Source organism: Bradyrhizobium sp. HKCCYLRH3061 (assembly GCF_051168015.1).
Lineage (GTDB): Bacteria > Pseudomonadota > Alphaproteobacteria > Rhizobiales > Xanthobacteraceae > Bradyrhizobium.
The window spans coordinates 745,900-770,590 of record NZ_JBNPUE010000001.1 but is presented as its reverse complement, the minus strand read 5'-3'; the positions used below and the strand labels follow the sequence as shown (position 1 = coordinate 770,590).

Here is a 24,691-nt window from a genome sequence, read left to right as displayed (position 1 = left end):
CCCTACGGAACGTCACGCCATCCGCCGACGGATTACCAGCATCGCGAGTGACAGCACGATGGTGCCGACGATGAACACGGCCGCGGCGGACACGATCGCCGGGCTGATGTTCTCGCGGATGGTGGCGAACATTTGCCGCGCCAGGGTGCGCTGGTTGGGGCCGGCGACGAACAAGGTCAGCACGACCTCGTCGAGCGACGTCGCGAAAGCGAACAGGGCGCCGGAGATGATACCGGGCAGCGCAATCGGAAACGTCACCGTACGCAGCACCACGGCGGGCGAGGCGCCGAGGCTCGCGGCGGCGCGCTCGAGCTGGAGATCGACGCCCTGCAAGGCCGAGGAGACGTTGACGAGCACGAACGGCACGGCGACGACGGTGTGCGCGATGATGACGCCGAGATAGGTGTTGGTGAGCCCGTAGCGCGAAAACATCAGCTGCATGCCGACCCCGAGCACGACCGCCGGCACCACCATCGGCAGCAAGAACACCGTGCGCAGCGTCGAGACCAGCAGCGAGGCGCGTTTGCCGCGCAGGCCGAGCGCGGCCAGCGTGCCGAGCAGCGTTGCGAGGGCTGTGGTCCCCGAGCCGATCAGCAGGCTGTTGACGATCGACAGCCGCCAGGATTCGGCGGTGACCAGCTCGCGAAACCAGCGCGTCGAATAGCCGGGAATGGGATAGTTCAGGAACACGCTGTCGGTCAGCGACAGCGGCAGCACCGCGATCAGCGGCCCGAGCAGGAACACGACGACGGCGATCGCGAACAGCAGCTTGACGACCGGCAGGAGCTTCATGCGTGCTGCTCCTCGGCCGAGGTCAGCCGGATGTAGACGGCATAGAGCAGGATGGTCATCGCCAGCAGGACGAGGCCGAGCGCGCCGGCCATGCCCCAGTTCGCCGCGCCAGTGGCGTAATAGGCGATCACCGAGGAGATCATCTGGTCGTTGGCGCCGCCGATCAGCGCGGGGGTGATGTAGTAGCCCAGCGCGGCCATGAACACGAGCAGCGCGCCGGAGACGACGCCGCGCATCGACAGCGGCAGCAGCACGTGGAGGAAGGCGCGCAGCGGATGCGCGCCGAGCGATGCCGCCGCCGGCATCAGGTTGCGCGGGATCGCGATCAGCACGCTGAAGATCGGCAGCACCATGAACGGCAGCAGCACATGCGTCATGGCGATGACGACGCCGAGCCGGTTGAACATCAGCGGGACCGGACCGGAGGTCAGGCCGAGCCCCCTCAGGGTCGCGTTGATCAGGCCGTTGTCCTGCAGCACGACGTACCAGGCCGCGGTGCGCACCAGGAGCGACGTCCACAGCGGCAGCAGCACGGCGCCGAGCAGCGCCTGCCGGCGCCAGCCTTCCACGGATGCGGCGACCATCGCGTAGGGCAGGCCGATCAGGATGCAGGCCAGCGTCACCAGCGCCGAGGTCACGAAGGTCCGGATCATGATCAGGCGGTTGGCCGAGCTGCCCTCCGGCATCGCGGCGATATCGCCGGCGGCGTCGCGCTCGAGGTCGACCGCGGCGAGCAGGTTCTTGTCGGTCCAGGGCGAGGCGACGGCGTCCGCGATGGTCATCCAATAGGATGTCTCGCTCCAGCGCGAATCGATCGCGGCGAGGTCGGCCGCGCCGTCGCCGTCGAGCGCGCGGCGGGTCTTGCCGAGCAGGCTGCGGAAGCCGGACTGCGCGCTGTTGAGGCGGCGCACGAGATCGCCGAACTGCTCGTCATTGGTCAGCCTGCGGATGTCGTCGACGAACGCGGCCTGCGCCGCTGCAGGAGGCACGCTGGTGCGGTCCCAGCGCGCCAGCGCCGTGTGGGTGCGGGGCAGGGACTCGGTCGCGACCGGATCGGACACCGCCGACTTCATCATCGTCACCAGAGGCACGACGAAGAACGACAGCATGAACGCCAGCAGCGGCGCGAGCAGCAGAGATGCCGTCAACCGTTGGCGGAGGTCTGGTCGCATGATCCCACCACCCAGACATCCGACGCCGCGAACGATAGCGCGACCTCGCTGCCGACCTCCGCGGCCTGGCCGGCACGGTCGCCCTTGATGATCAGCCGCTGCGCGCCGACCGTGGCGACCAGACGCATGTGATCGCCGAAATACACCGCGTCCATGATGCGCGCGGTCAGGCGGTTTGCGGTTGCGGCCGCATGATCGTTGATCCGGATCGCCTCGGGTCGGATCGAGACCTGCACCTTGCCGCCATCGACGCGATCAGCGCCGGCATGCGCCGAAAGCGTAAGGCCCGAGTCCGTCGTCAGCCGCATCGCCTCGCCGGCCTGCTCAGCCACCTTGCACGACAGCAGGTTGGTCTCGCCGATGAACTCGGCGACGAACGGCGTCCGCGGCAGCTCGTAGATCTCGCGCGGCGTGCCGATCTGCTCGATCCTGCCGTGGTTGAACACGGCGATGCGGTCGGACATCGTCAGCGCCTCGTCCTGGTCGTGGGTGACGAATACGATGGTGAGGCCGAGCCGGCGGTGCAGGTCGCGGATGTCGAGTTGCATCTGCTCGCGCAGCTTCTTGTCGAGCGCGCCGAGCGGCTCGTCCATCAGCACCACCTGCGGCTCGAACACCAGCGCGCGGGCCAGCGCCACGCGTTGCTGCTGGCCGCCGGAGAGCTGCGCCGGCTTGCGCTCCGCCATGGCCGACAGCTTCACCATGTCGAGCACGCGCGCGACCCGCGTGGCGATCTCGGGCTTGGGCGTGCCGCGCATCTTCAGGGGAAACGCGATGTTGTCGCGCACGCTCATGTGCGGGAACAGCGCGTAGTTCTGGAACACCACGCCCATGTTGCGCTTGTGCGGCGGGAGCCCGTCGACCCTGACGCCATTGACCGCGATCGTGCCGCTGGTCGGCTGCTCGAAGCCGGCCAGCATCATCAACAGCGTGGTCTTGCCGGAGCCGGAGGGGCCGAGCAGGGCGACGAACTCGCCGCGGGCGATATCGAGGTCGAGATCGTCGACCACGGTCAGCGCGGCGAAGCGCTTGACCACCTGCCGGAACGAGATGAAGGGGGTATCCATGACGAAGGCTTTCGGCGCGGACCTCGCCGGGACTCATACGAGGCGGGCAGGCGCGCGTCGCGACGATCGCGCGCCCGGTGTGCGGAAGCGGCGGGCCTCAGCGCGCCAGCCAGGCGTTGAAGCGCTTCGACAGCTCTTCCGAATTGTCCGTCCAGAAGCCGACGTCCAGCGCGATCGCCTGCTTCAGGTTTTCGGGGGTCGTCGGCAGCTCCGCGGCGTATTTCTCCGGCACCAGCTTGGCAGCGGCGATGTTCGGCAGGCCGTAGGCGATGTATTCCGGCAGCTTGGCCTGGTTCTCGGCCTGGCTCGCAAAGGCGATGAAGTTCATCGCGGCATCCTTGTTGGGCGAGCTCTTGAGCACGACCCAGCTGTCGACCGCATAGATGCTGCCCGGAAACACGAAGCCGAAATGCTTGCCCTCGGTGCGGTTGATGGCGGTGATGCGGCCGTTATAGACCGAGGTCATCGCGACCTGGCCGGACGACAACAGCTGCAGCGGCTGCGCGCCGGCCTCCCACCACACGATGTCGGCCTTGAGCGCGTCGAGCTTCTTGAAGGCGCGCTCGACGCCCTCTTTGGTCTTCAACACCTTGTAGACGTCGGTCGCCGGCACGCCGTCGGCCATCAGCGCGAACTCGAGCGTGTATTTGGCGCCCTTGCGCAGGCCGCGCTTGCCCGGAAACTTTGCCGTGTCCCAGAAGTCCGCCCAGGTCTTCGGCCCGTCCTTGATCTTATCGCCGTCGAACGCCATTCCGGTCGACCACACGATGGCGCCGACGCCGCAATCGCTGACGCCGGCAGGGATGAAGCCTTTCTTGTCGCCGATCTTGCTCCAGTCGATCTTCTCGTAGATGCCGTCGCTGCAGCCGAGCTCGAGCTCCTCGGCCTCGACCTGCACCGCATCCCAGTTCGGCACCCCGGCCTTCACCTTGGCCTGCAGCACGCCATAGCCGCCGTCCCAGCTCTCGTCGAGCACGGTGGCGCCGAGCTTGGCGGCGAAGGGCTGGAAGTAGATCTTGCGCTGCGCGTCCTGGTAGTTGCCGCCCCAGGACACGACGGTGAGATCACGCGCCTGCGCGGAAACGAGGAGACCTAGCATCGCGGCTGCGGTCACCAGCACCGTCTTCGACACGGTTGCGGCTGCGCGTCTGACAGGCCGATCCGTCGCGCTCGACACTGTTGCCGTCGTGGAGTTGGTCCGCAGAAAAAGCATGCTCGATGATCCCAGGCGCTTGAAAGGTTCAAAAAAGCTATCGGCTGGACCAAGCCCTGGCAAGCGCGAGTTTTGATCGTCACATGATGCTATTTTGGCGTTCATGCGCTGCATTAGCGGCGTCGCGGCGAAGCGCTAATGGAGCCGGTTCGCGTGGCAGGGGCGCCGTGCGGCCGCCCGTCCGCTTCACCGCAACGCATGATCTTGATCGCGGTTGTGGTTTCATCCGATGTCCGTCTCCGTCGACGGCGCTTCCTCATATCTCAGCAGGTCTCCGGGCTGGCAGCCGAGAAACCGGCAGATCCGCTCGAGGGTCTCGAAGCGCACACCCTTCACCTTGCCTTGTTTGAGCAGGGACAGGTTGGCCTCGGTGATCCCGACATACTCGGCCAGATCTTTGGACTTCACATTGCGTTCGGCGAGCATCACGCCCAGCCGCACTCGGATCGGCATGTCCTGTCCTTCAGACGAATTGCTTGTTTTCGTCGGCGATCTCCAGCGCCTCCGTCATCACCCAGGCGATGACCGCAACCGTCCCTGCGAAAATCAGCGCTATGAGCGTATCCGATCCGACGCTCAGCGCGAGGGTCTTCGCTCCCGCCGGTTGATGGAAACTCAGAACGACGGACAGCGCCGCACCGGCCAGTGGTTTCAGCAGGGCTGATGCCGCGACGGCGATCGCAAACGTCTTGAGCTGTTGGATCGAGTCCCGCGAGAAGATGCGGCCGGCGGCGAAGGCGTCGAAGCAACGACGTCCGCTCAGCAGGCCCCAGATCAGCGTCCCCAGCGGCACCATGGCGATGCTGAACGCGAGGGCCCGCGTGGACCAGTCGATCTCGGTCACCGGCGCATTCGGGATGCCGGCGTGGTTGAACAGCGTGGGCGCGGGCGTCAAGGCCCAATAGAGCGCCATTGCCGCGGCGAGCAGCCCGGATGTGACGAGACAGCTTGCCGCCATCAGTTGGCTGAGCCGGCGAATGCGATTGCTGCGTCCGGAGCGCGCGGCACTCGTGCCGGACATCTCTGTTGTTTGCGTCATGGTCGAATGGCCCCCACGGTTGATTGGTGTCTCGGCAGTGCGCCGACAGGATCACGATACGATCAAAAATTATCGTTTGACAATAATTTATTTTCGTTCGACAGATGGGGTGTTAGCTCAGGAGCCACCTCATGTCTCATTGCCGGGCCAGACTGGCCGTCACTGTCGCCTTCGCGTCCGCTGTTATGACGACTTCTCCATCCAGCGCCGCGCCATCCACCTCTCGCGGCCTTATATCGGTCGCGCAGGTGGTTCAGATGCTGGAGAAGGCGCCGACCGACCGGACGGCCCAGCAGGTTCTCACCGCCTACCTTGCCGGCGTCGGCGAGGCCGCTGGCGCAGTCGCCAGCATGGGGCGCGCGACCTGCCGCACCTCGTTGAACTTGAGCGCGGCGACTGTCGGGCAGGCGCTGAGCTCCGCTGCCGCAGCGCAGGACGCGGCGGAAACGCCGGCAACGCCTTTGATCGTCAGGGACATGCTCGATCGCGCAGGATGCAAGCGCCCATGAGCTGTTCCGGCGCAGCAGCCATCACGCGCCAAAGCCGGTCTTCGCCATGAATGTCGTTACTTCGTGTTTTGCCGCGGCTTCGTTCAAAGGCGCGCGTGCTGTCCATTGATGCGGCGCCAAGGCGCGCCACTACAGACCGGCGCCGCAGCCATCGCGCTCCGGGCAGCTCTGCGATAGCGACGGATCACCTGCTGCCGCATTGTCGACGACCAGGCCCACCGCGGGGCGTGAGCTGGCTGTAGCGCTGACCGGGCCGGCGAGACGGCGAAATCCTCCATGTGCTCCGATGCGCTGAAAACCCTCGGCCGTCTTCATCAGCCGGGCTGCCACCATTTGATTCAAAAAATCCATGTTGCAACTCCTTGTGGTCAAATGACCCGGCGGCCTGGTGCGGGACAGGCCGCCGGGTCGGCGCAACGTGCTGGAGTTGGCGTCCTCCATCCCGCTGCGCTGGTCTGTGATCCGTTTCACAGTCCTGTAGAATTGATCGCGAAACGGATCATCTTGGGAGCGTGATGGGGGACGCCAGCGGCCATTTGTCTCTACGAATCAAGAGACGATCGCGTTTCTGGACCCTCGACATCACGCGCGTTCACATTCTTGTTTACTCCGCGGGTTGAGCCGCCACCGTACCGTGGCCGCCATGCTGGGTGAGCGGCTTCATGCCGGTCAGTGTTCGCAGCAGCACGTAGAACACAGGCGTCAGGAACAGGCCGAACACGGTGACGCCGATCATGCCGGAGAACACCGCGACGCCCATCGCGCGCCGCATCTCGGAGCCCGCGCCGGTCGACAGCACCAGCGGCAGCACGCCCATGATGAACGCCATCGAGGTCATCAGGATCGGCCGCAGCCGCAGGCGGCTGGCCTCGATCGCGGCGCGCAGGGGCGTGCGCCCGGCGAATTCGAGCTCGCGCGCGAATTCGACGATCAGGATCGCGTTCTTGGCCGAGAGGCCGACGAGCACGATCAGGCCGATCTGGGTGAAGATGTTGTTGTCGCCCTTCGAGAGGTAGACGCCGAACATCGCCGCCAGCAGCGCCATCGGAACGATCATCAGGATCGCGAGCGGCAAGGTCAGGCTCTCATACAGCGCGGCCAGCACCAGGAACACCAGGAGGATCGCCAGCGGAAAGACCCACAGACCGGAGTTGCCGGCGATGAACTCCTGATAGGTCAGGTCGGTCCATTCGAAGGCAAAGCCGGGCGGCAGCACCTCGGCCGCGACCCGCTCGGCCGCCGCCTGCGCCTGGCCCGAGGAGAAGCCGGGCGCCGCTGCCGCGTTGATGTCCGATGACAAGAAGCCGTTGTAGCGGATGGCGCGCTCGGGCCCGGCGCTCTGCCGCACGTTCAGCAGCGCCGACAGCGGCACCATGTCGCCGGAGGCGGAGCGCACCTTGAGCTGGCGGATATCGTCGGCTCGGGCGCGGAACGGTGCGTCGGCCTGCACGCGCACCGAATAGGTGCGCCCGAACTTGTTGAAGTCGTTCACGTAGTAGGAGCCGAGGTAGATCTGCAGGGTGTTGAACACCTCCGTCACGGGCACGCCGAGCTGCAACGCCTTGGTGCGGTCGATGTCGGCGAAGAGTTGCGGCACGTTGACCTGGAAGCTGGAGAATACGCCGGCGATCTCGGGCGACTTCTGCAGGCCCGCCATGAACGCCTTGGTGACGTCGTTGAGCGCCTCGTAGCCGAGGCCGGCGCGGTCCTCGATCTGCAGCTTGAAGCCGCCGATGGTGCCGAGGCCGTTGACCGGCGGTGGCGGGAACATCGCGATGAAGGCGTCCTGGATGCCGGCGTACTTCTTGTTGAGCTCCATCGCCAGCGCGCCGCCCGACAAGGACGGATCCTTGCGCTCGTCGAACGGCTTCAGGGTCGAGAACACGATGCCGGCATTGGAGGAGTTGGTGAAGCCGGAGATCGACAGTCCGGGGAAGGCGACCGAGCTCTCGACGCCGGGCTGCGTCAGCGCGATGTCGCTCATCTTGCGGATCACCTCCTCGGAGCGGTCCAGCGTGGCGCCGTCCGGCAGCCGCGCGAAGCCGACCAGGTACTGCTTGTCCTGGCCCGGCACGAAGCCGCCTGGCACCTGCTTGAACAGCACGGCGGTGGCGCCGACCAGCAGGACGTAGAGGATCATCACCGCGGCCTTGCCGGTGATCACCTTCGACACGCTGCCGCTGTAATTGTTGGAGGCGCGGACGAAGGCGCGGTTGAAGCCGCGGAAGAACCAGCCGAGCGTACGATCGAGAATCCGGGTGAGGCGATCCTTGGGCTCGTGGTGGCCCTTGAGCAGCAGCGCCGACAGCGCCGGCGACAGGGTCAGCGAGTTGACCGCGGAGATCACGGTGGAGATCGCGATCGTCAGCGCGAACTGCTTGTAGAACTGCCCGGTGAGGCCGGAGATGAAGGCGAGCGGCACGAACACCGCGACCAGCACCAGAGCGATCGCGATGATCGGTCCCGACACCTCGCGCATCGCCTGATAGGTGGCGTCACGCGGCGACAGGCCGCTCTCGATGTTGCGCTCGACGTTCTCCACGACGACGATGGCGTCGTCGACGACGATGCCGATCGCGAGCACCAGGCCGAACAGGCTGAGCGCGTTGATCGAGAAGCCGAACAGATGCATCACCGCGAACGTGCCGACGATCGAGACGGGGACAGCCAGCAGCGGGATGATCGAGGCGCGCCAGGTCTGCAGGAACAGGATCACGACGATCACGACCAGCACGATGGCCTCGAAAAGTGTGTGCACGACGGCCTCGATCGAGGAGCGCACGAACTGTGTGGGGTCATAGACGATGTGATACTCGACGCCTTCCGGCATCGTCTTCTTGATCTCGGCCATGGTGGCGCGGACGTTGTCCGAGATCTGCAGCGCGTTGGAGCCGGGCGCCTGGAAGATCGGGATCGCCACGGCCTGCTTGTTGTCGAGCAGCGAGCGCAGGCCGTACTCGGAGGCGCCGAGCTCGATGCGGGCGACGTCGCGCAGCCGCGTGATCTCGCCATGAGCGCCGGTCTTCACGACGATGTCGGCGAACTGGTCCTCGTTCGACAGCCGGCCCTCGGCATTGACCGAGAGCTGCAGGTCGAGCCCCTTGACGCTCGGCGAGGCGCCGACCACGCCGGCCGCGGCCTCGACGTTCTGCGCCTGGATCGCCTTGACGATGTCAGAAGCGGAGAGGCCGTGCTCGGCCGCCTTCTGCGGATCGACCCACACCCGCATCGAATAGTCGCCGGCGCCGAACAGCTGCACGTCGCCGACGCCGTCGATGCGCGCCAGCCGGTCCTTGACGTTGAGCACCGCGTAGTTGCGCAGGTACGTCGTATCGTAGCGGCCGTTCGGCGAAATCAGATGCACGACCATGGTGAGGTCGGGCGAGCTCTTCTTGGTGATGACACCGAGCTGGCGCACCACGGCGGGCAGCCGCGGCTCGGCCTGCTGCACGCGGTTCTGCACCAGTTGGGTGGCCTTGTCCGGATCGGTGCCGAGCTTGAAGGTGACCGTGAGCGTCATCGCGCCGTCGGTGGTCGCCTGGCTGCTCATATAGAGCATGTTCTCGACGCCGTTGATCTGCTCCTCGATCGGCGTCGCCACCGTCTCGGCGATCACCTTCGGATTGGCGCCGGGATAGGTCGCGCGCACCACCACCGAGGGCGGCACGACGTCGGGATATTCGGAGATCGGCATGGAGAACAGCGCGATCAAGCCGCCGAGAAAGATCAGCGTCGACAGCACGCCTGCGAAGATCGGCCGATCGATGAAGAATTTGGAGAGGTTCATGGGGGGCCCCGTGGTCGGGAGATGTCAGCGTGTGAAATGAAATTCGCTCGAGCTATTGCGCTCGCTGCCGCCTCAGATCAGGTGTCGTCCCGGCGAACGCCGGGACCCATACCGCGGACGGCCAGTTGGTGAAAAAGACTGGGGGTCATCTTTCTTGCCTACAAACAAAGCCGGTGGCTATGGGTCCCCGCTTTCGCGGGGACGACAGCTGTGGGTGGCGTTGGTGGCCGGGCTCCAATGATGCTCAGCGCTGCGCCAGCTGCTTGTTGTCAGACGCCGCCCCGTCCCGCGCGCCCATCGCTGCCACCTGCGTCTTCAGCAACGCGCCCGGCCGCACCCGCTGAAGGCCGTTGACGACCACGCGCTCGCCGGGCTTGAGGCCGGCGGAGATGATGCGCAGGCCATCGACGCTGCCGCCGAGGCTGACCGTGCGATAGACAGCGCGCTCGTCGTCGCCGACCACCATCACGAATTTCTTGTCCTGGTCGGTGCCGATGGCGCGCTCGTCGAGCAGCACCAGCGATTGCTGCTGCGGCTGGCCCATGCGCACGCGCGCGAACTGGCCGGGGATCAGCCGGCCGTCCTCGTTCTTGAACACGGCGCGGACGCGGATCGTGCCGCTCTGCCCGTTGACCTGATTGTCGATCAACTGGATATGGCCGGATGCCGTGATGCCGCCCGAGGTCGTCATCTCGACCGGGATGCGGTCGAGATTGCCGCGTTTGCCGGAGCCGTCGGCAATCGCCGACAATGCACGCAACACCAGCTCTTCGGTGGCGTCGAAGCTCGCATAGATCGGGTTGACGGACACCAGCGAGGTCAGCACCGGCGAGGCCGACCCGGCGGCGACGAGGTTGCCGACGGTGACCTCGATCCGGCCGACCCGGCCGTCGACCGGCGCGCGCACCTGCGTGTAGTCAAGGTTGAGCCTGGCCGTCTGCAAGGTTGCCTCGGCGGCCTTGACGTTGGCGATCGCTTCGCGATTGCCGTTGTCGCGCTGGTCGTAGTCGCGCTTGGTCACGATCGAATTGCCAACCAGCTGCGCGCCGCGCTCCAGCTCATTGGCGGCGAAGGATGCGCGGGCCCGCGCAGCCTCGAGCTGCGCCTGCGCCCGGTCGACCTCGGCGGCGTAGGGCGCGGGGTCGATCTTGAACAGGACGTCGCCGGCCTTGACCAGCGAGCCCTCGGTGAAATTGGTGCCGAGAATGGCGCCGGCTACCCGCGGCCGGATCTCGACCCGCTCGACCGCCTCGAGCCGGCCGGAGAACTCGTCCCACAGGCTCGCCTGGCGCGGCTCGACGACGGCAACCGTCACGGGGACGGCCTGTTCGGGGGCCGCCGCGCGGGCCGCATTCGGCGCGGGACTGAGATGGAAATATTGGGAGCCGGCGTAGGATCCGGCGGCAATCACCAGGCCGGCGGCGGCGACGGTGCCCAGCCACCGCTTCAGGCGGCCGGAAGAACGAATTTCGGGCGAAGGCATTGGCGCGCTCCAGATTTGTAGTGCTCGCTACAAATGTGGCGCTGGCAACCCGTTCGCAAGAGACTTATGTAACGGATACTACGAAAATAGTAGCCCGACTTTCGGCGACTGCGCCAGATCAAAGAAATCGCGTTCAATAACAACTAGATAAGAATCAGACGGGGCGGAGACGGGAACAGGAGTTTTGCACATGGGCATCGGACGGCCCCGGACTTTCGATCGCGACACCGCGCTGGACCAGGCGATGGAGGTGTTCTGGCGCCATGGCTATGAGGGCGCGACCATCGCCCAGCTCACCGACGCCATGGGCATCAACCCGCCCAGCCTCTATGCCGCGTTCGGCAGCAAGGAAGCCCTGCTCAAGGCTGCGCTCGACCGCTACACGGCGCGACGGGAGGCCTGGATGGACGAGGTGCTGAGCGCGCCGACCGCCCGCGAGGTCACCGCGCGGATGCTGATGGGCGTCGCCGAGAAACAGACCGATCCCTCCAATCCGCCCGGCTGCCTGCTGGTGCAGGGCGGTCTCGCCTGCGGCTCCGGCTCCGCCAACGTGCCGTTCGAGCTCGCGGCCCGCCGTGCGCAGACCGAGGAGCAGCTCCGGCACCGTTTCGAGCGCGCCAAGCGCGAAGGCGATCTGGCCCCGGCCGCGGATCCGGCCGCGCTCGCGCGTTACGTCTCGGCCGTGATCACGGGCATGAGCGTGATGGCCTCCTCCGGCGGCGACCGTGAGGCTCTGGCCCAGGTTGCGGCCGTGGCGATCAGGTCGGTCGAGGAGCAGTCGGTGCGGGCGTAATGCCCGGTCGCGCGGAGCCAAGCCGCCATGCGACATTCTCAAGCTGTCTCCATCTGTGTGTTCGCGAAGCCCCGAGCAGGCGTAGGAGTGACGGCCTGTGAGATCGTAGCAGGATATCGGCGTTTTCCGGACCGTCAGCCCGCAGCCGTTAAAGCGCACCTTCGCGATGCCGGGCTTCGATCTGATTCCGGGCCGGATAGAGCGCTCGCAACCACCAGCCGCTTAGTCCCGGCGCGTCCGACGTCGCTCAATCTTGTCCGAAGGAGGCCTGCTCTGGAGCACCGTCCGCATGATGCCGGCGAACAGCAATGCTGCGGCCGGCCAATGAAACCAGACTCTGTGCAGACCGGTGAAAACATTGATCAGAAGCAGAAAGCCGGAGACCGTGAGGGCCATTGCGAGGGGACGAGGCAGGCTCGCGAAGTGATCCGCGATCGAGGTGATCGACGTGGATCGCGCATCGCCGTCGCGAAAAGGAGGTGGAGCGCTCGAGGCCGCAAACGCGCGCGCATGGAGGGCGCCGTCGTCAACCGGGAGGTCGGGTCGCTGGCCGGAACGGCCGCCGATCGTGACACGATAGCTGGTCACGGGGGCAACATTCTTCAGCGGTGGCTGGCCAAGACAGTCGAAGCCGACAGTCAGTTTGTTGTGCACCTGGTCGTAGACGGGGGCCGAGACCACGATGCCGCCGGGCTCGGCCGGTTCTTGCAGGCGCGCCGCGATATTGACCCCATCGCCGAAGATATCGGAACCATCCACCATCACATCTCCCAGATTGATCCCGATGCGAAACTGCATCTGGTGTCCGTTGGATGGCGTGGGCTTCTGACTGATTTCCTGCTGAATTTCGACGGCACACCGCACGGCCTCGACGACACTGGCGAACTCGGCGATCACGGCATCGCCCCAAGTATTGACGATGCGCCCGTCATGGCGCTCCACCAATCCTGCAATGGCCGTGCGGTAGCGGCGCAGCGTCTCCAGCGTACCGGCTTCGTCGGCTCCCATGAGGCGGGAATAGCCGTGCACATCCGCGCACAGCACTGTCGTCAACCGCCGTTTCAATTTATCGTCCGCCATGTAGCCGATCGTAGCCTCATCGATTGCCAAATGCATCAGGCATCATCCGGCGCAGCGGGATCAGGCCGCGCTGTTTTCCGTCCCATGCGCTGTGCGGCGGTCGCCCTTCGCATGGGTCTCTTGCGCTTCCTGATGAGGTCCGTTTCTTTGTGGGCCTGCATCGCCGGCCGGGCCGGTGCGCGCCTGCCTTTCCTCGCAACCACCGGGTTCAGCCTTCATGCGTGTCTTCTCCGCCGCCCTTGCCACCGAGACCAATACCTTCGCGCCGATGCCCACGGGGCTCGCGACCTTCCATGAGCGCGCCTACTTCCCCGCCGGCCAGCACCCGGACAAGATGCAGATGCATGGCGGGCCACTATGGGCTGCGCGCCAGGTTGGGCCGTCCAAGGGCTGGACGCTGATCGAAGGGCTGGTGGCCGCGGCCGTGCCCAACGGGCTCGTCACCCGCGCCGCGTTCGAAACCCTGCGTGACCAGATCCTTGCCGACCTCAAAGCCGCACTGCCGGTCGACATGGCGCTGATCGGCCTGCACGGCGCGATGATCGCCGACGGCTATGATGATTGCGAGGGCGAGCTGCTCGCGCGGATACGCGAGATCGTCGGACCCGATGTGGTCGTCGGCGCCACGCTCGACCCCCACGTTCATATGAGCGAGCTGATGGTCAGAAGCGCCGATCTTCTGATCTGCTGGAAGGAATATCCGCACACCGACATTCTCGAGCGCGCGCAGGATCTGGTGAAACACTGCACCGAGATCGCCGAGAAGCGGCTGAAGCTGCAGAAGGCGCTGGTCGACACCGACATGATCGTCACCCTGCACACCACGCGCGAGCCGGTGCGCAGCTTCGTCGACCGCATCACCGCGCTGGAAGGCAAGGACGGTATCGTCTCGATCTCGATCGTTCACGGCTTCGGCTGGGGCGACACGCCGTCCATGGGCACCAAGGTGCTGGTCTATAGCGATGCCGCCGTCGATCCGGACGGTGTCAGGGCGAAGGCGCTGGCACGCCGCCTTGCGGACGAACTGATCGGCATGCGCGAGGCGGTGACCGAGCGCATGCCCGGCGTCGATGCCGCGCTTGACCAGGCATTGGCGACAGACGGCACCATCGTGCTCGGCGATGCCAGCGACAATCCCGGCGGCGGTGCGCCCGGCGATTCCACCTTCATCCTGCGCCGGCTGCTCGACCGCAACATCGGCAATGCCTGCCTCGGTCCACTCTGGGATCCGATCGCGGTGCGCATCGCCTTCGATGCCGGCGTCGGCGCCAAGCTGCCGCTGCGGATCGGCGGCAAGATCGGGCCGCTGTCGGGTGATCCCGTCGATGCGACCTGGGAGATCAAGGCGCTGAAGGAGAACATGGTGATGACGGGCCTCGCCGGCACGCCCGCCAAGCTCGGCGATTGCGCGCTGATCGCGAGCAATGGCGTCGAGGTCGTGATCACGACGTTCCGCTGCCAGGCGTTCGGCACCGACTTCTTCACCCAGCTCGGCTGCGATCCTGCCACGCGCAAGCTCGTCGTGGTGAAATCCGCCCAGCATTTCCGCGCGGCATTTGCGCCGATCGCGGCCGACATCATCATGGTCGATGCGCCCGGCGTGGTCGCGCGCGACGTGACGACGTTGCCCTACAAGAAGATCAAGCGTCCGAAATGGCCGCTCGACGAGTTGCCGCAACCATCGCGCGCATGATGTCCCAGAATGCGACGCTCATCGCAGCGACGTTAACGTTCGGAACGCGGCTGGAACGAACCGCGTCCGAATCGCTTGCGAATCAGGGTTTGAAATCTGTTCACGGCTAGATGTCGTATCTCTCCGAGATGGCGCGCAACATGCAGCGCCGGCGATCCTGATCGCGCGGCTCGGCTTTCGCGAGAAGGTTAAAGGCGCAGAGGCGCGCCGGCGTCGTTGGAGAGAAAGCTACGACCCCGCATGCGGGGGCGGGCCCGCTCACGTCGTCGACGATCCGAACCGTCGCATCCACGCCGCCCTCAGACTGATCGGTGTCGGCGAGAACGGGCCCGGAGGCGCGCGCGTGATCAGGGCGACCAGCAGGAGCGCGGCGATCGCGAGCCAGAAGCACAGCCAGAACGCGTCGAGATAAGCGAGCACGTTGGCCTCGCGCTGGACCTGCGCGGCCAAGATCCCGACGGCGCGCGCCTTGGCCTGGCCGCCGCCATGCGCGGCGAAATAGCCGGTCAGCCGTTGCAGCGCGCGCGCGACGTCGAGGTCGCCGCTCTGGATGTTGAGGCCGAGATAGGCCGAATGCACCTGCTCGCGCACCCGCAGCCACGTTCCCATCAGGGCGACGCCGATTTCGGCGCCGCCGAGTCGCATCACCTGGATGTAGGCCGCAAAGGAGGTCGCGCGGGCCGGATCGGAATTCGACAGCGCGAGGATGATGATCGACAGCAAGGTCAGGGCCTGTCCGATCGACTGCAGCACGACGATGACGATGAAGTCCTCGCGCGCCCAGGCATGGGTGATCTGGGTGCCGAGCAGATTGGCCGCGGCGAAGGCGCCGAGGCCGAGCACGACGACGATGCGGGGATCGAGATGGCGAAGCAGCGTGATCGACAGCGGCACCAGCACGATCATCGGCAGCGCGCCGTAAAGCAACAGCAGCGAGCCGCTCTGCTCGGGCCGCAACTGCGTGATCGTCGCCAGGAAGTTCGGCACCAGCGACGCGTTCGACAGGCTGGTCAGCGTGTAGAGCAGGATCACCACCAGCGACAGCCCGATGTTGCGCGAGAACAGGACGTTGAAATGCGCCCATGGCTGCGGGGCGAGCGCCTCGTTGACGAGGAACAGGACGAACAGCACAGCGCCGCCTGATAGCAGCGCCATCACCGTGCCCGATTGCAGCCAGTCGAGCCGGTTGCCCTGGTCGAGCCCGGCATAGATCATCGCCACGGCGCTGCCGAGCAGCAGCATCCCGCCCCAGTCGGCGTTCTCGAGCAGCGTGCGGTTGACCGGCTCGGCCGGGGTGCCGAGATAGACCATCAGCGCCATCAGCGGAGCCAGCACGACGCCCTGCCAGTACAACCACTGCCAGCCGAGATGCTCGACATAGAAGCCGACCAGCGAGGTCGAGGTATCCAGCGCGAAACCGACCCGGATCGCATAGATCGAGATCGCCGGCAGCCACCAGCGGATCGGCAGGTTGCGGAAGATGATCATGAGCGTGGCCGGCACGAAGGTGCCGAGCAGCATGCCGTGCAGGATCGCGAGCGCGATCAAGGTCGGATAGTCGCGCACGAACGGAATGATCAGCGACAGCACCGCGTAGACCAGGCTGGGAATGCCGAGCACACGGCGCAGGCCGAACACGGTCGCGAGCCACGCCACCGCCGGCGCGATCAAGATCTGCGAGCCGATCGCGGCGGTCGACAGCCAAGCGCCCTCGTCGAAGCCGAGCGAGAACGCGCCGCGCAGATCGGGCAGGCCGACCGAGGTCAGCCGGCTGTCGAAATTCGCCAGGAACGAGCCGAGCAGCACCGCCCCGACGGCAAACAGCGGATGCGCCGCCTGGCCGCCGCGCGACAGCGGTCCGCGATCGGTCTCACTTGGTGCCATCGGCCTGGCCGGCGGTGCGGATGTGGGTCTCGACCGACATGCCCGGCAGCAGCCGCGCGAGCAGCGGCTGGTCGCCGTCGAGGGCGATGCGGACCGGAATGCGCTGCACGACCTTGGTGAAGTTGCCGGTGGCATTGTCGGGCGGCAGCAGCGCGAATTGCGAGCCGGAGGCCGGCGCGATCCGCTCGACGCGGCCATGCAGCCTTTGGCCCGGGAACGAGTCCACGGTGACCTCGACCGGCTGGCCGGGCGCGACATGGGTGAGCTGCGTTTCCTTGTAGTTGGCGATGACGAAAACATGCGGCAGCGGCACCACCGCGATCAGGCTGCTGCCGATGTTGACGTAGTCGCCGACCTGCACCTGGCGCTGTCCGACGACGCCGTCGAATGGCGCAGTGATCCTGGTGTAGCCGAGCTTGAGCCGCGCCGCGGCGAGCGCGGCCTTGGCGCCGGCGAGATCGGCGCCGCGCTGCTTCTTGGTGCCGGTGAGCACCTCCAACTGGTGGCGCTGGGCGGCGATCACCGCACGGCTCGCGCGCACGTCCGCCTGTGCTTTGGCATAGGCGGCCGTTGCCTGTTCCAGCCGCTGCTTGGTCCCTGCCTCGCTCTGCGACAGCGACTGCTGGCGCTCTTCCTCCTGCCTGGCCTGCACCTCGGCCGCGCCGGCCGAGACCTGCTGCGCTTCGGCCTGGGCGATGGTCGCGTATTGCAGCTCGACCTGGTTGCTGAGGTTGTCGAGCGCCGCCTGCGCCGCTTCGACATTGGCCTCGGCCTGCGATACCTGTGCCTCGTAGTCGGCCGGATCGATCTGGACCAGCAGGTCGCCGGCCTTGACCTGCTGGAAATCGCTGACCGCAACCTTCGTCACCTCGCCGGCCACGCGGCTCGAGAGCTGCGTCAGGTCGGCGCGCACATAGGCATCGTTGGTCGACTGGGTCGTTGCGTTGCCGGTCCAGGCGTTCCAGCGCGTGGTCGCGAGCGCCACGAAGGCGAGCGCTGCGATCACCGCAAGCAGCGGAATGCCGAGACGCGCCCAGAGCCCGGGCGCCGCGGCGGAGGAGGGGGGCGGCGTCGATGCAGCGCGCGCCGCCGCGTCGACGTTACCAGGTGTTTCACTCAAGGGAGCCTCCTGCATCGGCCGACGCTGATCAGTCCGACGACTCGTACCCCATTCTGCGCCGCGTGCCACCTGGACTCTGGGTTGTGAGCCATGCGCCGCGGGGCATGGACATCTGCGCGCCGAACGGAACCGGCAGGCGATCGGACCGTGATGAACCAGCTAACAGGCCAGCAGGTTGAGCACACGGGCACAGCCCGCGATCGCCGCGCCGCGACCGCGCCAACGACATCGGCGCTGCACTCGCTGCCGCGACCAGCCCGCGCATGATGTCCCAGAATGCGACGTCGCGCGCGCTCACGTTAACGTTCAGAACGCGACTTGAACGAACCTCGTCCGAATCAGCGGCGCAGCCGGGTACGAGGTCTGTTCACGGCTAGATGTCGTGCTGCCATCGCGTGACATCAGCTATTCGGCATCACCTGACCGCCACCGGACGACCGGCCGGGGTGCAAGACCGTTAAGAGCGCGCAGAGCGGCGTGCCGCCAAGCGGTTGTCGGTGACGCCGGCCGGCGCGCTGCCCGGTTGCAGCGGTCGCCGCGCTGGGTCACATTTCGCATCCGCGACTGGGTCCAGCCGTTCGCTGATCAGAAGGCCTTCATGCATGGGTCACAACGGAGCGATCCTGGTTGCCGGAGGCGCCGGCTACATCGGGGCTCATTGCTGCAAGGCTGTTGCCGGGGCCGGCTACGTGCCGATCTGCTACGACAATCTGTCCACCGGCCATCGCCGCTTCGTGCGGTGGGGACCGCTGGTGGTCGGCGACATCGCCGACAGCGCCAGAGTGGCTGACACCATCCGCGCCCACGGGGTCGGCGCGGTCATGCACCTGGCCGGGCCGAGCACGATCGGCGAATCCGTCACCGATCCGGAGGCATACTATCTCAACAACGTCGCCGGCAGCCTGCGCCTGCTGCAGGGCATGCGCGAGGCCGGCTGCGCGCGGCTGGTGTTCTCCTCGACCGGCGCGGTCTATGGCGACGCCGGGCGGGATCCGATTCCCGAGAGCGCCGCGGGATCGGCCCTGAATCCCTACGGCCGCTCGAAATACATGATCGAGCAGATCCTGGCGGACTATCAGGCGGCCTACGGCCTGTCGGCCATCGTGCTGCGCTACTTCAACGCTGGCGGCGCCGACGCGTCAGGCCTGATCGGTGAGCTGCGCGATCCCGAGACGCACCTGATCCCGCGGGCGCTGATGGCGATCCTCGGCCATGTGCCGGACTTCGCGATCTTCGGCACCGACTATGACACACCCGACGGAACCGCCGTGCGCGACTATGTTCACGTCGATGATCTCACGGCAGCCCACATCGCGGCGATGGAGCGTCTGCTGCAGAACGGTTCGGGTGGCACCTACAATCTCGGCACCGGCCGCGGCCATTCGGTTCGCGAGATCGTCGATGCAATCGGCAGGGAGACCGGCGAGCGGATCCCGCTGGTGGTGCGCGCGCGCCGCGCCGGCGATCCACCGGTCCTGGTCGCCGATCCGCGTCTTGCCCGGCAGGAGCTCGGCTTCGCGGCGCATCGGTCCGATCTCGGCACGATCATCCGCTCGGCCTGGAGCTGGCACCAGACCGCGCACCCCCGGATCGCATGAGGCCGATGCCGCGTGTCGGGAGCTTGTCGGGGAAGTTGTTACGCCGCGGCCGGCGGCGTGTGCGCGAATTCGTCCACGAAGCTCATCTCCGCGCGCTCGTCGTCGACCGACCAGCAGCCGATCTCGGAAGCGCCCCGGAAGAAGTGGACGCTGTGGACCGGTGAGCGGAAATCGTCGCCGCGAATGATCTGGAGCAGCGTCTGCGCCACGCGGCGGTGATCGCCGGGGAGCCTGAGGTCGAAGAATGCGTCGCCATAGCCCGGCAGGATGGTGCCGGCCGAATCGCGAACTTCCATGCGCAACTGAGCCATGCTCGCATTCAACGACAGCAACGGTTTCCGCCCGGTAAATGCCGCCGCGCTTTGGTCTCGATCCGGCGGCACATGCGGCCTCATCATTCGAGAGCTATTGCAGCGTGAACAGACCCAGCGCATCGCGGACCTCGCGCAAGGTCGCAGCGGTGACGGTACGCGCCAGTTCGGTGCCCTGCCTGACGATATCGAGAACATGGCCGGGATCACGCGCCAACGCCGCACGCCGGGCGCGGATCGGCGCGACCACGGCCTGCAGCACGTCATCGAGCCGCCGCTTCACGATGCTGTCGCCGAGGCCGCCGCGGACATAACGCGCCTTGAGGTCCGCAACAGCCGCAGGATCGTCGTCGAACGCGTCGAGATAGGTGAAGACGACATTGCCCTCGACGCGGCCGGGATCCGCGGCCCTGATGTGGCCGGGATCGGTGAACATGCGGCGGACAGCATCGCGGATCTCGTCCGCCGTGGCGGAGAGCGGAATCGTGTTGCCCTGTGATTTGCTCATCTTGGCCTTGCCGTCCACGCCGGGCAGGCGCCCGACGCTCGGGATCAGCGCGCGTACCTCGGGCAGCACCTCGCTGCCCGCCTGGCGGTTGATGCGGCGGACGATCTCGTTGGTCTGCTCGATCAGCGGCGCCTGGTCGTCTCCGACCGGCACGATGGTCGCCTTGAAGGCGGTGATGTCGGCGGCCTGCGCGACGGGATAGCACAGGAAGCCGGCCGGAATATCGCGGCCGAAGCCGCGCGCCTGGATCTCGTCCTTGATGGTCGGGTTGCGCTCGAGCCGCGCCACCGTGACGAAGTTCATGTAGAGCAGCGTGAGATCAGCCAGCGCCGGCAAATGCGATTGCAGGCAGATGGTCGTCATCTCCGGATCGATGCCGACGGCGAGATAGTCGGTCGCGATCTCCAGGACGTTCCGGCTTACCCTGGCCGGATCGTGGGCGTGGTCCGTGAGCGCCTGGGCATCGGCCAGCAGCAGGAATTGCCGATGCGTGGATTGCAGCGCGACGCGGTTCCGCAGCGAGCCGACATAGTGGCCGAGGTGCAGGGGGCCGGTGGTTCTGTCGCCGGTCAGGATGACGGGACGGTCTGGCACTGAGGGACGCATTGTGGTTCTCCAGGAGTGAGAACCGCCGCTCGATCGAGCTCTTCGATGCTGTTGATGACAAGAACCGCGTCGCAGGCCGATGAACGGCGGCGACGGGCGATCAAAGACGAGGCCGTGCCGCTCCTAGATGGAGCGCCACCACATGTTCGCGCGCAGGGTCTCGGTCTTGATCATCGGACCGATATGGCCGAAATCGCGGATCGACGCAACCCGCCGACATGCGCCGAGCGCGGCGCGATCCGGCCATTCCGTCTATTCGAGATCGATCGCATGATACTGGCCGGTCATGTCGAGCTGCGTGCCCCAGACCTTGTGCAGCGCCTGGTGGTCGGAGGGGCCGAAGCTCACCTTCGATCCAACGCCGAGCTCGTAGTTCTGCATCGATTCGAGGACGTCGACCAGCGACTCGGTGTCGACGGCGGGACCAGCGCGCCGCAGCCCTTCGATCAGGACGTTGGCGGTGAGATAGGCTTCCAGGGACGAGTAGTCCGCCGGCTCGCCGGGGAAATATTTGGCGAGCGCCTTCTTGTAGTTCAGGGTGACGGAGGCGTAGCCGTTGACGGCCGGCGTGACCTGGGTGCAGATGACGCCGTCGGCATAGCGCGGGCCGAGCACCATCAGCTCGCTGGCGAGGCCGGTGCTGCCGACGCCCGAGATCGTCGCGTAGGTCATGTCCGGATAGAGGTCGCGGGTCTTCTCGATGAACTTGGCCGCGGCGCGGAAGGTGGCGACCAGCACGACGGCCTTGATCGCATGCTTCTGCCGGCGGAGTTGCGCGATGGCCTCGTCGACATTGACGGTGTTGCGGCTGTAGCTCATGCGGAAGGCGTCGCCCGCGCCGCCGCGCAGCGCGTGCATCGCCTTGCTGACGCCCTCCCACCCCGCGTCGCCATAGGCGTCCTGCTGGGTGAGCACTCCGATCTCCTGCGGTCGCAGCTTGCGGCTCTTGACGAGATAGTTCACCAGCGCATGGGCTTCCTCGGCGTAGCCGGCGCGGTAGTTGAAGACGTAGCGGCCCGGCGGGTCGCGGCGGAGCGAAGGAGCCCCGGTGAAGGCGCCGAAATACAGCGCATGGTGCTCGAGCGCGTAGGGCACCGAGATCAGGGCCGTCGGGCTGCCGTAGTTCTCGACGAAGCCGAACACCTTGTGCTGCTCGTAGAGCTCCTTCATCGCGTTCAGCGTCCGCGTCGGCTCATAGGCATCATCGGCCGTGTAGAGCTTGAGCTGCCGGCCATGCACGCCGCCTTCCTCGTTGGCCTGCGCGAAGGCGAGGTCGATGCCGAGCTTGAGCTGATGGCCCATCTCCCGGGCCGGACCCGAGAACGGCGCCACCATTCCGAAGCTGATTTCGGTGTCGGTCACGCCCTGGACCGGGGGGCGCGCGCTGGTCGGCGGCGCCGCCGCGGCATTGGCCATCCGCGTGTCGAACTTCGGCGCGCGGTCCTCCTCCCTGAGCGGCATGCTCTGGTCTGGCGTGACCACGGGGAGGGCGCTCGCGAACGCTCCGGTCGGGAAAGCATCCTGGACCGGCGCGACTGTCTGCGCGGCGCGGACCGGCAGCGGGGCGACTGTTGCCGGCGTCGTCACCTCCGCACTGCCGTTGGCGGAGAGCGCAGCGGTCCACCGCGTCGGAAGCCGCATCGCGGCAAAGCCGGCCACGCCAGCGGCGACAGCCACGAGCCCCAGCACGCTCAGCACGCCGAGCAACCGCCGCTCCCGTGGCGGCGGAGGAACCTCCTGCACGCCGTAGCGCGACGCGAATTCAGCGGGCGTGGGCCGGTCGTGCTCGTCGCGCCACGATTGTTCATACATCGGACGCCGGCCGTCGTCGTAGCCGGACGGGAATGGCGGATCGCGGTCGTCATTGGGCGCACGCAAATGTCTCACGATTTCCCCCTTGGCTCGCGCGTCATGGACTCGTTGGAGTTTTCTTCTTGATCGCGCGGCCGTCATACGCTGCAGGTTCTGCCGGCCGGATGAGTGTGGCCATGCGTCGAGATCTGCGCACGTCACAGGACCAGCACTCATCATCGCGTGCTGGTGGCTCGACTGTCCCAGACATGTTGTCTGGAACAAGTCCGAACGTCGACATGATACTGCGAAGCAATGCGGCGGTTGTTTGTTCGCGCCGTCAATTCCGGCTGAACAACGAGAGAGCTGCGCCGCCATGAGGGCAATTAGCTAAGACAACAAGTAGACGTGAAGCAGTCGAGCCTGATGGTTGGCATCAGGTGCCGATGATGCTGTTCGCCCGGCACCAAGCCTCTCGTCACTGGCCGGTCGTCTCCTCCGCCACCAGTCCCGTCACCATCGCCTTCACCATGGTCGCGATCTGCGCGCGCAAGGCCGCGAGCGGCACCGCGATCAGCTTCTGCTCCAGGCCGAGCGCGACCATGCCGTGGACCGCCGAGAACAGGCTGCGCGCGGTGACGCTGATGTTGTCGAACGAGCGCTGTGGAAACAACGCCGCCAGCGGCTGGTGGATGTGGCGGAACAGGTGCATCTGGTCGGCGATCGCCCAGTCGGGCAGCGGCTTCTCGGGCGGCATGCGGTGTTCGAACAGCGCGCGCCAGAGCTCGAGATTGTGAGCGGCGAAGTCGCAATAGGCGATCGCGATGCGGACCAGCGCGGCCTCGGGGCCAGGCGGCCCGGCACTTTCGGCCGCCGACAACTCCGCGTCGAGCCGGGCCAGGGTGCGTGATCCGACCATCAGCACGAGCTCGTCGACATCGGCGACGAGATTGTAGACCGCGCCATTGGCGACGCCGATCTCCTGGGCGAGATCGCGCGTCTTCAGGCCGGCGAGACCCCGCGTGCGGATCATCCGCTCGGCAGCCTCGATCAGGGCTTCGCGCTGTTTTGCGCGTCTTTCCAGTGTCTTGGACATTGTCGACCAAAATATTGAGCGTCGCTCAAAATAATTCTTGAGCGCCGCTCATGATTGCGCTAGAAGAAATCCTATGAGCGATGCTCATAACAGGGAGTTCACAATGTTCAAGACCGTTCTGACGCTGTTTCGGGGCACCGTGGCCGTCGCGGAGGAGGAGCTGCAGGACCGTACCGCGCTGGTGATCCTGGATCAGCAGCTGCGTGACGCCGCCGCCGCTGTCGAACGCAGCAAGCGCGCGCTGGCGCTGGCCATCGCGCAGGACCAGCAGGAGGGCAAGCGGCTCGAGGCGACCTTGGCGCGGATCACCGATCTCGAGGTGCGCGCCACCGCAGCGCTCGACGGCGGCCGCGAGGATCTGGCCCGCGAGGCGGCGCAGGCGATCGCCGGCCTCGAGGCCGAGCGTGACGCGGCGCGGACGGCGCGGGCGCTGTTCGCGACCGAGATCACTAGGCTGAAGAAGCATGTCGTCAACGCCGAGGCGCGCATTGCCGAGCTCGATCGCGGCCGGCGGATCGCGCGCGCCTCCGAGGCCGTGCGCAATCTGCGCCGCGGCGGCATCGAGGCGGCGCGTCCTTACGAGTGCACTCTGCCGGAAGCCGAGGCGACGCTGAAACGGCTGCGCGAGCGGCAGATCGAGGCGCAAGCCGCGGACGAGGCGCTCATGGAGCTCGATGCCGCGACGGGGCCGATCACGACAGCCGAGAAGCTCGCCGAGCAGGGCTTTGGCCCGCGCATCAAGACCACTGCCGACGACGTGCTGGCGCGGCTGAAGGCCGGCCGCACCGCCCCGGCCAACTGAATTTCGTCACCCCCGATCGAACGCATCAACAACCACTGCCATCATAGGAGCCGACCATGAACCAGAACACCCAGCCGCACAGCAGCGCCTTCATCACCTTCTCCTACGCCTCGTTCGGCGCCTCCGCCTTCCTCGTCGCTCTCGGCGTCTTCTTCATGCCGATCGATCTCTGGATGAAGGGCTATCTGACGATGGGCATCGTCATGCTGGTGCAGACCTGCGTCACCCTGACCAAGACCCTGCGCGACCGCCACGAGAGCGGCAAGCTCGTCAACCGCATCGAGGACGCCCGCGCCGAGCGCCTGCTGATGGAGGTGTCGAAGGCGGCGTAAGCCGGCAGTCGCAGC

22 protein-coding genes are annotated in these 24,691 nt (G+C 66.5%); 6 read left to right on the top strand and 16 right to left on the bottom strand.

What is annotated here, in order from left to right:
* Positions 1–12: 12 nt before the first annotated feature.
* The 6 genes from ACQR2C_RS03695 to ACQR2C_RS03670 all read right to left on the bottom strand — a co-directional run bounded on the left by ACQR2C_RS03695 (position 13) and on the right by ACQR2C_RS03670 (position 5,157).
* Positions 13–792, bottom strand: coding sequence for an ABC transporter permease (locus ACQR2C_RS03695; RefSeq protein WP_315801849.1), 780 nt, complete (start codon positions 790–792; stop codon positions 13–15).
* Positions 789–1,901, bottom strand: coding sequence for an ABC transporter permease (locus ACQR2C_RS03690; protein WP_434839698.1), 1,113 nt, complete (start codon positions 1,899–1,901; stop codon positions 789–791). The genes ACQR2C_RS03695 and ACQR2C_RS03690 overlap by 4 nt, the downstream gene beginning before the upstream one ends.
* 35 nt (positions 1,902–1,936) lie before the next feature.
* Complete coding sequence (locus ACQR2C_RS03685; RefSeq protein ID WP_315801850.1) at positions 1,937–3,031, bottom strand: ABC transporter ATP-binding protein; 1,095 nt, start codon at positions 3,029–3,031, stop codon at positions 1,937–1,939.
* A gap of 97 nt (positions 3,032–3,128) precedes the next feature.
* Positions 3,129–4,130, bottom strand: a complete 1,002-nt coding sequence (locus ACQR2C_RS03680; RefSeq protein WP_316217227.1) for an ABC transporter substrate-binding protein — start codon at positions 4,128–4,130, stop codon at positions 3,129–3,131.
* Between the two features lie 336 nt (positions 4,131–4,466).
* A complete protein-coding gene (locus ACQR2C_RS03675; protein WP_315801851.1) occupies positions 4,467–4,697 on the bottom strand; it encodes a helix-turn-helix domain-containing protein in 231 nt (76 codons plus the stop codon).
* Positions 4,698–4,707: 10 nt separating this feature from the next.
* A complete protein-coding gene (locus ACQR2C_RS03670; protein ID WP_434880452.1) occupies positions 4,708–5,157 on the bottom strand; it encodes a DUF2975 domain-containing protein in 450 nt (149 codons plus the stop codon).
* Between the two features lie 383 nt (positions 5,158–5,540).
* Between ACQR2C_RS03670 and ACQR2C_RS03665 the strand changes: the two genes are divergently transcribed.
* Complete coding sequence (locus tag ACQR2C_RS03665) at positions 5,541–5,792, top strand: hypothetical protein (RefSeq protein ID WP_316179560.1); 252 nt, start codon at positions 5,541–5,543, stop codon at positions 5,790–5,792.
* 129 nt (positions 5,793–5,921) lie between these two features.
* Here the strand turns inward: ACQR2C_RS03665 and ACQR2C_RS03660 are convergent, their stop codons facing one another.
* The 3 genes from ACQR2C_RS03660 to ACQR2C_RS03650 all read right to left on the bottom strand — a co-directional run bounded on the left by ACQR2C_RS03660 (position 5,922) and on the right by ACQR2C_RS03650 (position 11,062).
* Positions 5,922–6,143: a hypothetical protein gene (locus tag ACQR2C_RS03660; protein ID WP_434880451.1), complete on the bottom strand. Its 222-nt coding sequence runs from the start codon at positions 6,141–6,143 to the stop codon at positions 5,922–5,924.
* 253 nt (positions 6,144–6,396) lie between these two features.
* Positions 6,397–9,579, bottom strand: a complete 3,183-nt coding sequence (locus tag ACQR2C_RS03655) for an efflux RND transporter permease subunit (protein ID WP_434880450.1) — start codon at positions 9,577–9,579, stop codon at positions 6,397–6,399.
* Between the two features lie 244 nt (positions 9,580–9,823).
* Entirely contained in the window at positions 9,824–11,062 is a 1,239-nt protein-coding gene (locus tag ACQR2C_RS03650; protein ID WP_434880449.1) for an efflux RND transporter periplasmic adaptor subunit, read from the bottom strand.
* A 190-nt stretch (positions 11,063–11,252) separates the two neighbouring features.
* Here ACQR2C_RS03650 and ACQR2C_RS03645 point away from each other — a divergent pair, with 190 nt between their 5' ends.
* Positions 11,253–11,855: a TetR/AcrR family transcriptional regulator gene (locus ACQR2C_RS03645; protein ID WP_315801856.1), complete on the top strand. Its 603-nt coding sequence runs from the start codon at positions 11,253–11,255 to the stop codon at positions 11,853–11,855.
* Between the two features lie 222 nt (positions 11,856–12,077).
* Here the strand turns inward: ACQR2C_RS03645 and ACQR2C_RS03640 are convergent, their stop codons facing one another.
* Positions 12,078–12,935, bottom strand: coding sequence for an adenylate/guanylate cyclase domain-containing protein (locus ACQR2C_RS03640; protein WP_434880476.1), 858 nt, complete (start codon positions 12,933–12,935; stop codon positions 12,078–12,080).
* 217 nt (positions 12,936–13,152) lie between these two features.
* Here ACQR2C_RS03640 and ACQR2C_RS03635 point away from each other — a divergent pair, with 217 nt between their 5' ends.
* Entirely contained in the window at positions 13,153–14,628 is a 1,476-nt protein-coding gene (locus ACQR2C_RS03635) for a M81 family metallopeptidase (protein WP_316179554.1), read from the top strand.
* 258 nt (positions 14,629–14,886) lie between these two features.
* Here the strand turns inward: ACQR2C_RS03635 and ACQR2C_RS03630 are convergent, their stop codons facing one another.
* Positions 14,887–16,512, bottom strand: coding sequence for an MFS transporter (locus ACQR2C_RS03630; RefSeq protein ID WP_434880448.1), 1,626 nt, complete (start codon positions 16,510–16,512; stop codon positions 14,887–14,889).
* The gene (locus ACQR2C_RS03625; RefSeq protein WP_315801859.1) at positions 16,499–17,632 is read right to left on the bottom strand and encodes an HlyD family secretion protein; all 1,134 of its coding nucleotides are present in this window, start codon (positions 17,630–17,632) and stop codon (positions 16,499–16,501) included. Before ACQR2C_RS03625 ends, ACQR2C_RS03630 begins: the two co-directional genes overlap by 14 nt.
* A gap of 602 nt (positions 17,633–18,234) precedes the next feature.
* Here ACQR2C_RS03625 and galE point away from each other — a divergent pair.
* Complete coding sequence (gene galE / locus ACQR2C_RS03620; RefSeq protein WP_316217164.1) at positions 18,235–19,230, top strand: UDP-glucose 4-epimerase GalE; 996 nt, start codon at positions 18,235–18,237, stop codon at positions 19,228–19,230.
* Between the two features lie 38 nt (positions 19,231–19,268).
* Here the strand turns inward: galE and ACQR2C_RS03615 are convergent, their stop codons facing one another.
* The 4 genes from ACQR2C_RS03615 to ACQR2C_RS03600 all read right to left on the bottom strand — a co-directional run bounded on the left by ACQR2C_RS03615 (position 19,269) and on the right by ACQR2C_RS03600 (position 23,542).
* Complete coding sequence (locus tag ACQR2C_RS03615; RefSeq protein ID WP_315801861.1) at positions 19,269–19,613, bottom strand: hypothetical protein; 345 nt, start codon at positions 19,611–19,613, stop codon at positions 19,269–19,271.
* A gap of 22 nt (positions 19,614–19,635) precedes the next feature.
* On the bottom strand, positions 19,636–20,655 hold the full coding sequence (gene trpS / locus ACQR2C_RS03610; RefSeq protein WP_434880447.1) for a tryptophan--tRNA ligase: 1,020 nt from the start codon (positions 20,653–20,655) through the stop codon (positions 19,636–19,638).
* Positions 20,656–20,907: 252 nt separating this feature from the next.
* Positions 20,908–22,542 carry an ABC transporter substrate-binding protein gene (locus ACQR2C_RS03605; RefSeq protein ID WP_434880446.1) on the bottom strand — a complete coding sequence of 545 codons (1,635 nt, stop codon included), beginning with the start codon at positions 22,540–22,542 and terminating at the stop codon, positions 20,908–20,910.
* A 382-nt stretch (positions 22,543–22,924) separates the two neighbouring features.
* On the bottom strand, positions 22,925–23,542 hold the full coding sequence (locus ACQR2C_RS03600) for a TetR/AcrR family transcriptional regulator (protein ID WP_434880445.1): 618 nt from the start codon (positions 23,540–23,542) through the stop codon (positions 22,925–22,927).
* A gap of 103 nt (positions 23,543–23,645) precedes the next feature.
* On the opposite strand from ACQR2C_RS03600, the gene ACQR2C_RS03595 reads away from it, so the two are divergent.
* Complete coding sequence (locus tag ACQR2C_RS03595; RefSeq protein WP_316179543.1) at positions 23,646–24,344, top strand: PspA/IM30 family protein; 699 nt, start codon at positions 23,646–23,648, stop codon at positions 24,342–24,344.
* Positions 24,345–24,400: 56 nt separating this feature from the next.
* Positions 24,401–24,676, top strand: coding sequence for a YiaA/YiaB family inner membrane protein (locus ACQR2C_RS03590; protein WP_315721840.1), 276 nt, complete (start codon positions 24,401–24,403; stop codon positions 24,674–24,676).
* Positions 24,677–24,691: the final 15 nt, after the last annotated feature.

What these genes read in the sequence shown, in the direction of transcription:
- ACQR2C_RS03695 (WP_315801849.1), bottom strand. Translation starts at nt 792, where the DNA reads ATGAAGCTCCTGCCGGTCGTCAAGCTGCTGTTCGCGATCGCCGTCGTC.
- ACQR2C_RS03690 (WP_434839698.1), bottom strand. Translation starts at nt 1,901, where the DNA reads ATGCTGTCGTTCTTCGTCGTGCCTCTGGTGACGATGATGAAGTCGGCG.
- ACQR2C_RS03685 (WP_315801850.1), bottom strand. Translation starts at nt 3,031, where the DNA reads ATGGATACCCCCTTCATCTCGTTCCGGCAGGTGGTCAAGCGCTTCGCC.
- ACQR2C_RS03680 (WP_316217227.1), bottom strand. Translation starts at nt 4,130, where the DNA reads ATGCTAGGTCTCCTCGTTTCCGCGCAGGCGCGTGATCTCACCGTCGTG.
- ACQR2C_RS03675 (WP_315801851.1), bottom strand. Translation starts at nt 4,697, where the DNA reads ATGCCGATCCGAGTGCGGCTGGGCGTGATGCTCGCCGAACGCAATGTG.
- ACQR2C_RS03670 (WP_434880452.1), bottom strand. Translation starts at nt 5,157, where the DNA reads ATGGCGCTCTATTGGGCCTTGACGCCCGCGCCCACGCTGTTCAACCAC.
- ACQR2C_RS03665 (WP_316179560.1), top strand. Translation starts at nt 5,541, where the DNA reads ATGCTGGAGAAGGCGCCGACCGACCGGACGGCCCAGCAGGTTCTCACC.
- ACQR2C_RS03660 (WP_434880451.1), bottom strand. Translation starts at nt 6,143, where the DNA reads ATGGATTTTTTGAATCAAATGGTGGCAGCCCGGCTGATGAAGACGGCC.
- ACQR2C_RS03655 (WP_434880450.1), bottom strand. Translation starts at nt 9,579, where the DNA reads ATGAACCTCTCCAAATTCTTCATCGATCGGCCGATCTTCGCAGGCGTG.
- ACQR2C_RS03650 (WP_434880449.1), bottom strand. Translation starts at nt 11,062, where the DNA reads ATGCCTTCGCCCGAAATTCGTTCTTCCGGCCGCCTGAAGCGGTGGCTG.
- ACQR2C_RS03645 (WP_315801856.1), top strand. Translation starts at nt 11,253, where the DNA reads ATGGGCATCGGACGGCCCCGGACTTTCGATCGCGACACCGCGCTGGAC.
- ACQR2C_RS03640 (WP_434880476.1), bottom strand. Translation starts at nt 12,935, where the DNA reads ATGGCGGACGATAAATTGAAACGGCGGTTGACGACAGTGCTGTGCGCG.
- ACQR2C_RS03635 (WP_316179554.1), top strand. Translation starts at nt 13,153, where the DNA reads ATGCGTGTCTTCTCCGCCGCCCTTGCCACCGAGACCAATACCTTCGCG.
- ACQR2C_RS03630 (WP_434880448.1), bottom strand. Translation starts at nt 16,512, where the DNA reads ATGGCACCAAGTGAGACCGATCGCGGACCGCTGTCGCGCGGCGGCCAG.
- galE (WP_316217164.1), top strand. Translation starts at nt 18,235, where the DNA reads ATGGGTCACAACGGAGCGATCCTGGTTGCCGGAGGCGCCGGCTACATC.
- trpS (WP_434880447.1), bottom strand. Translation starts at nt 20,655, where the DNA reads ATGCGTCCCTCAGTGCCAGACCGTCCCGTCATCCTGACCGGCGACAGA.
- ACQR2C_RS03600 (WP_434880445.1), bottom strand. Translation starts at nt 23,542, where the DNA reads ATGTCCAAGACACTGGAAAGACGCGCAAAACAGCGCGAAGCCCTGATC.
- ACQR2C_RS03595 (WP_316179543.1), top strand. Translation starts at nt 23,646, where the DNA reads ATGTTCAAGACCGTTCTGACGCTGTTTCGGGGCACCGTGGCCGTCGCG.
- ACQR2C_RS03590 (WP_315721840.1), top strand. Translation starts at nt 24,401, where the DNA reads ATGAACCAGAACACCCAGCCGCACAGCAGCGCCTTCATCACCTTCTCC.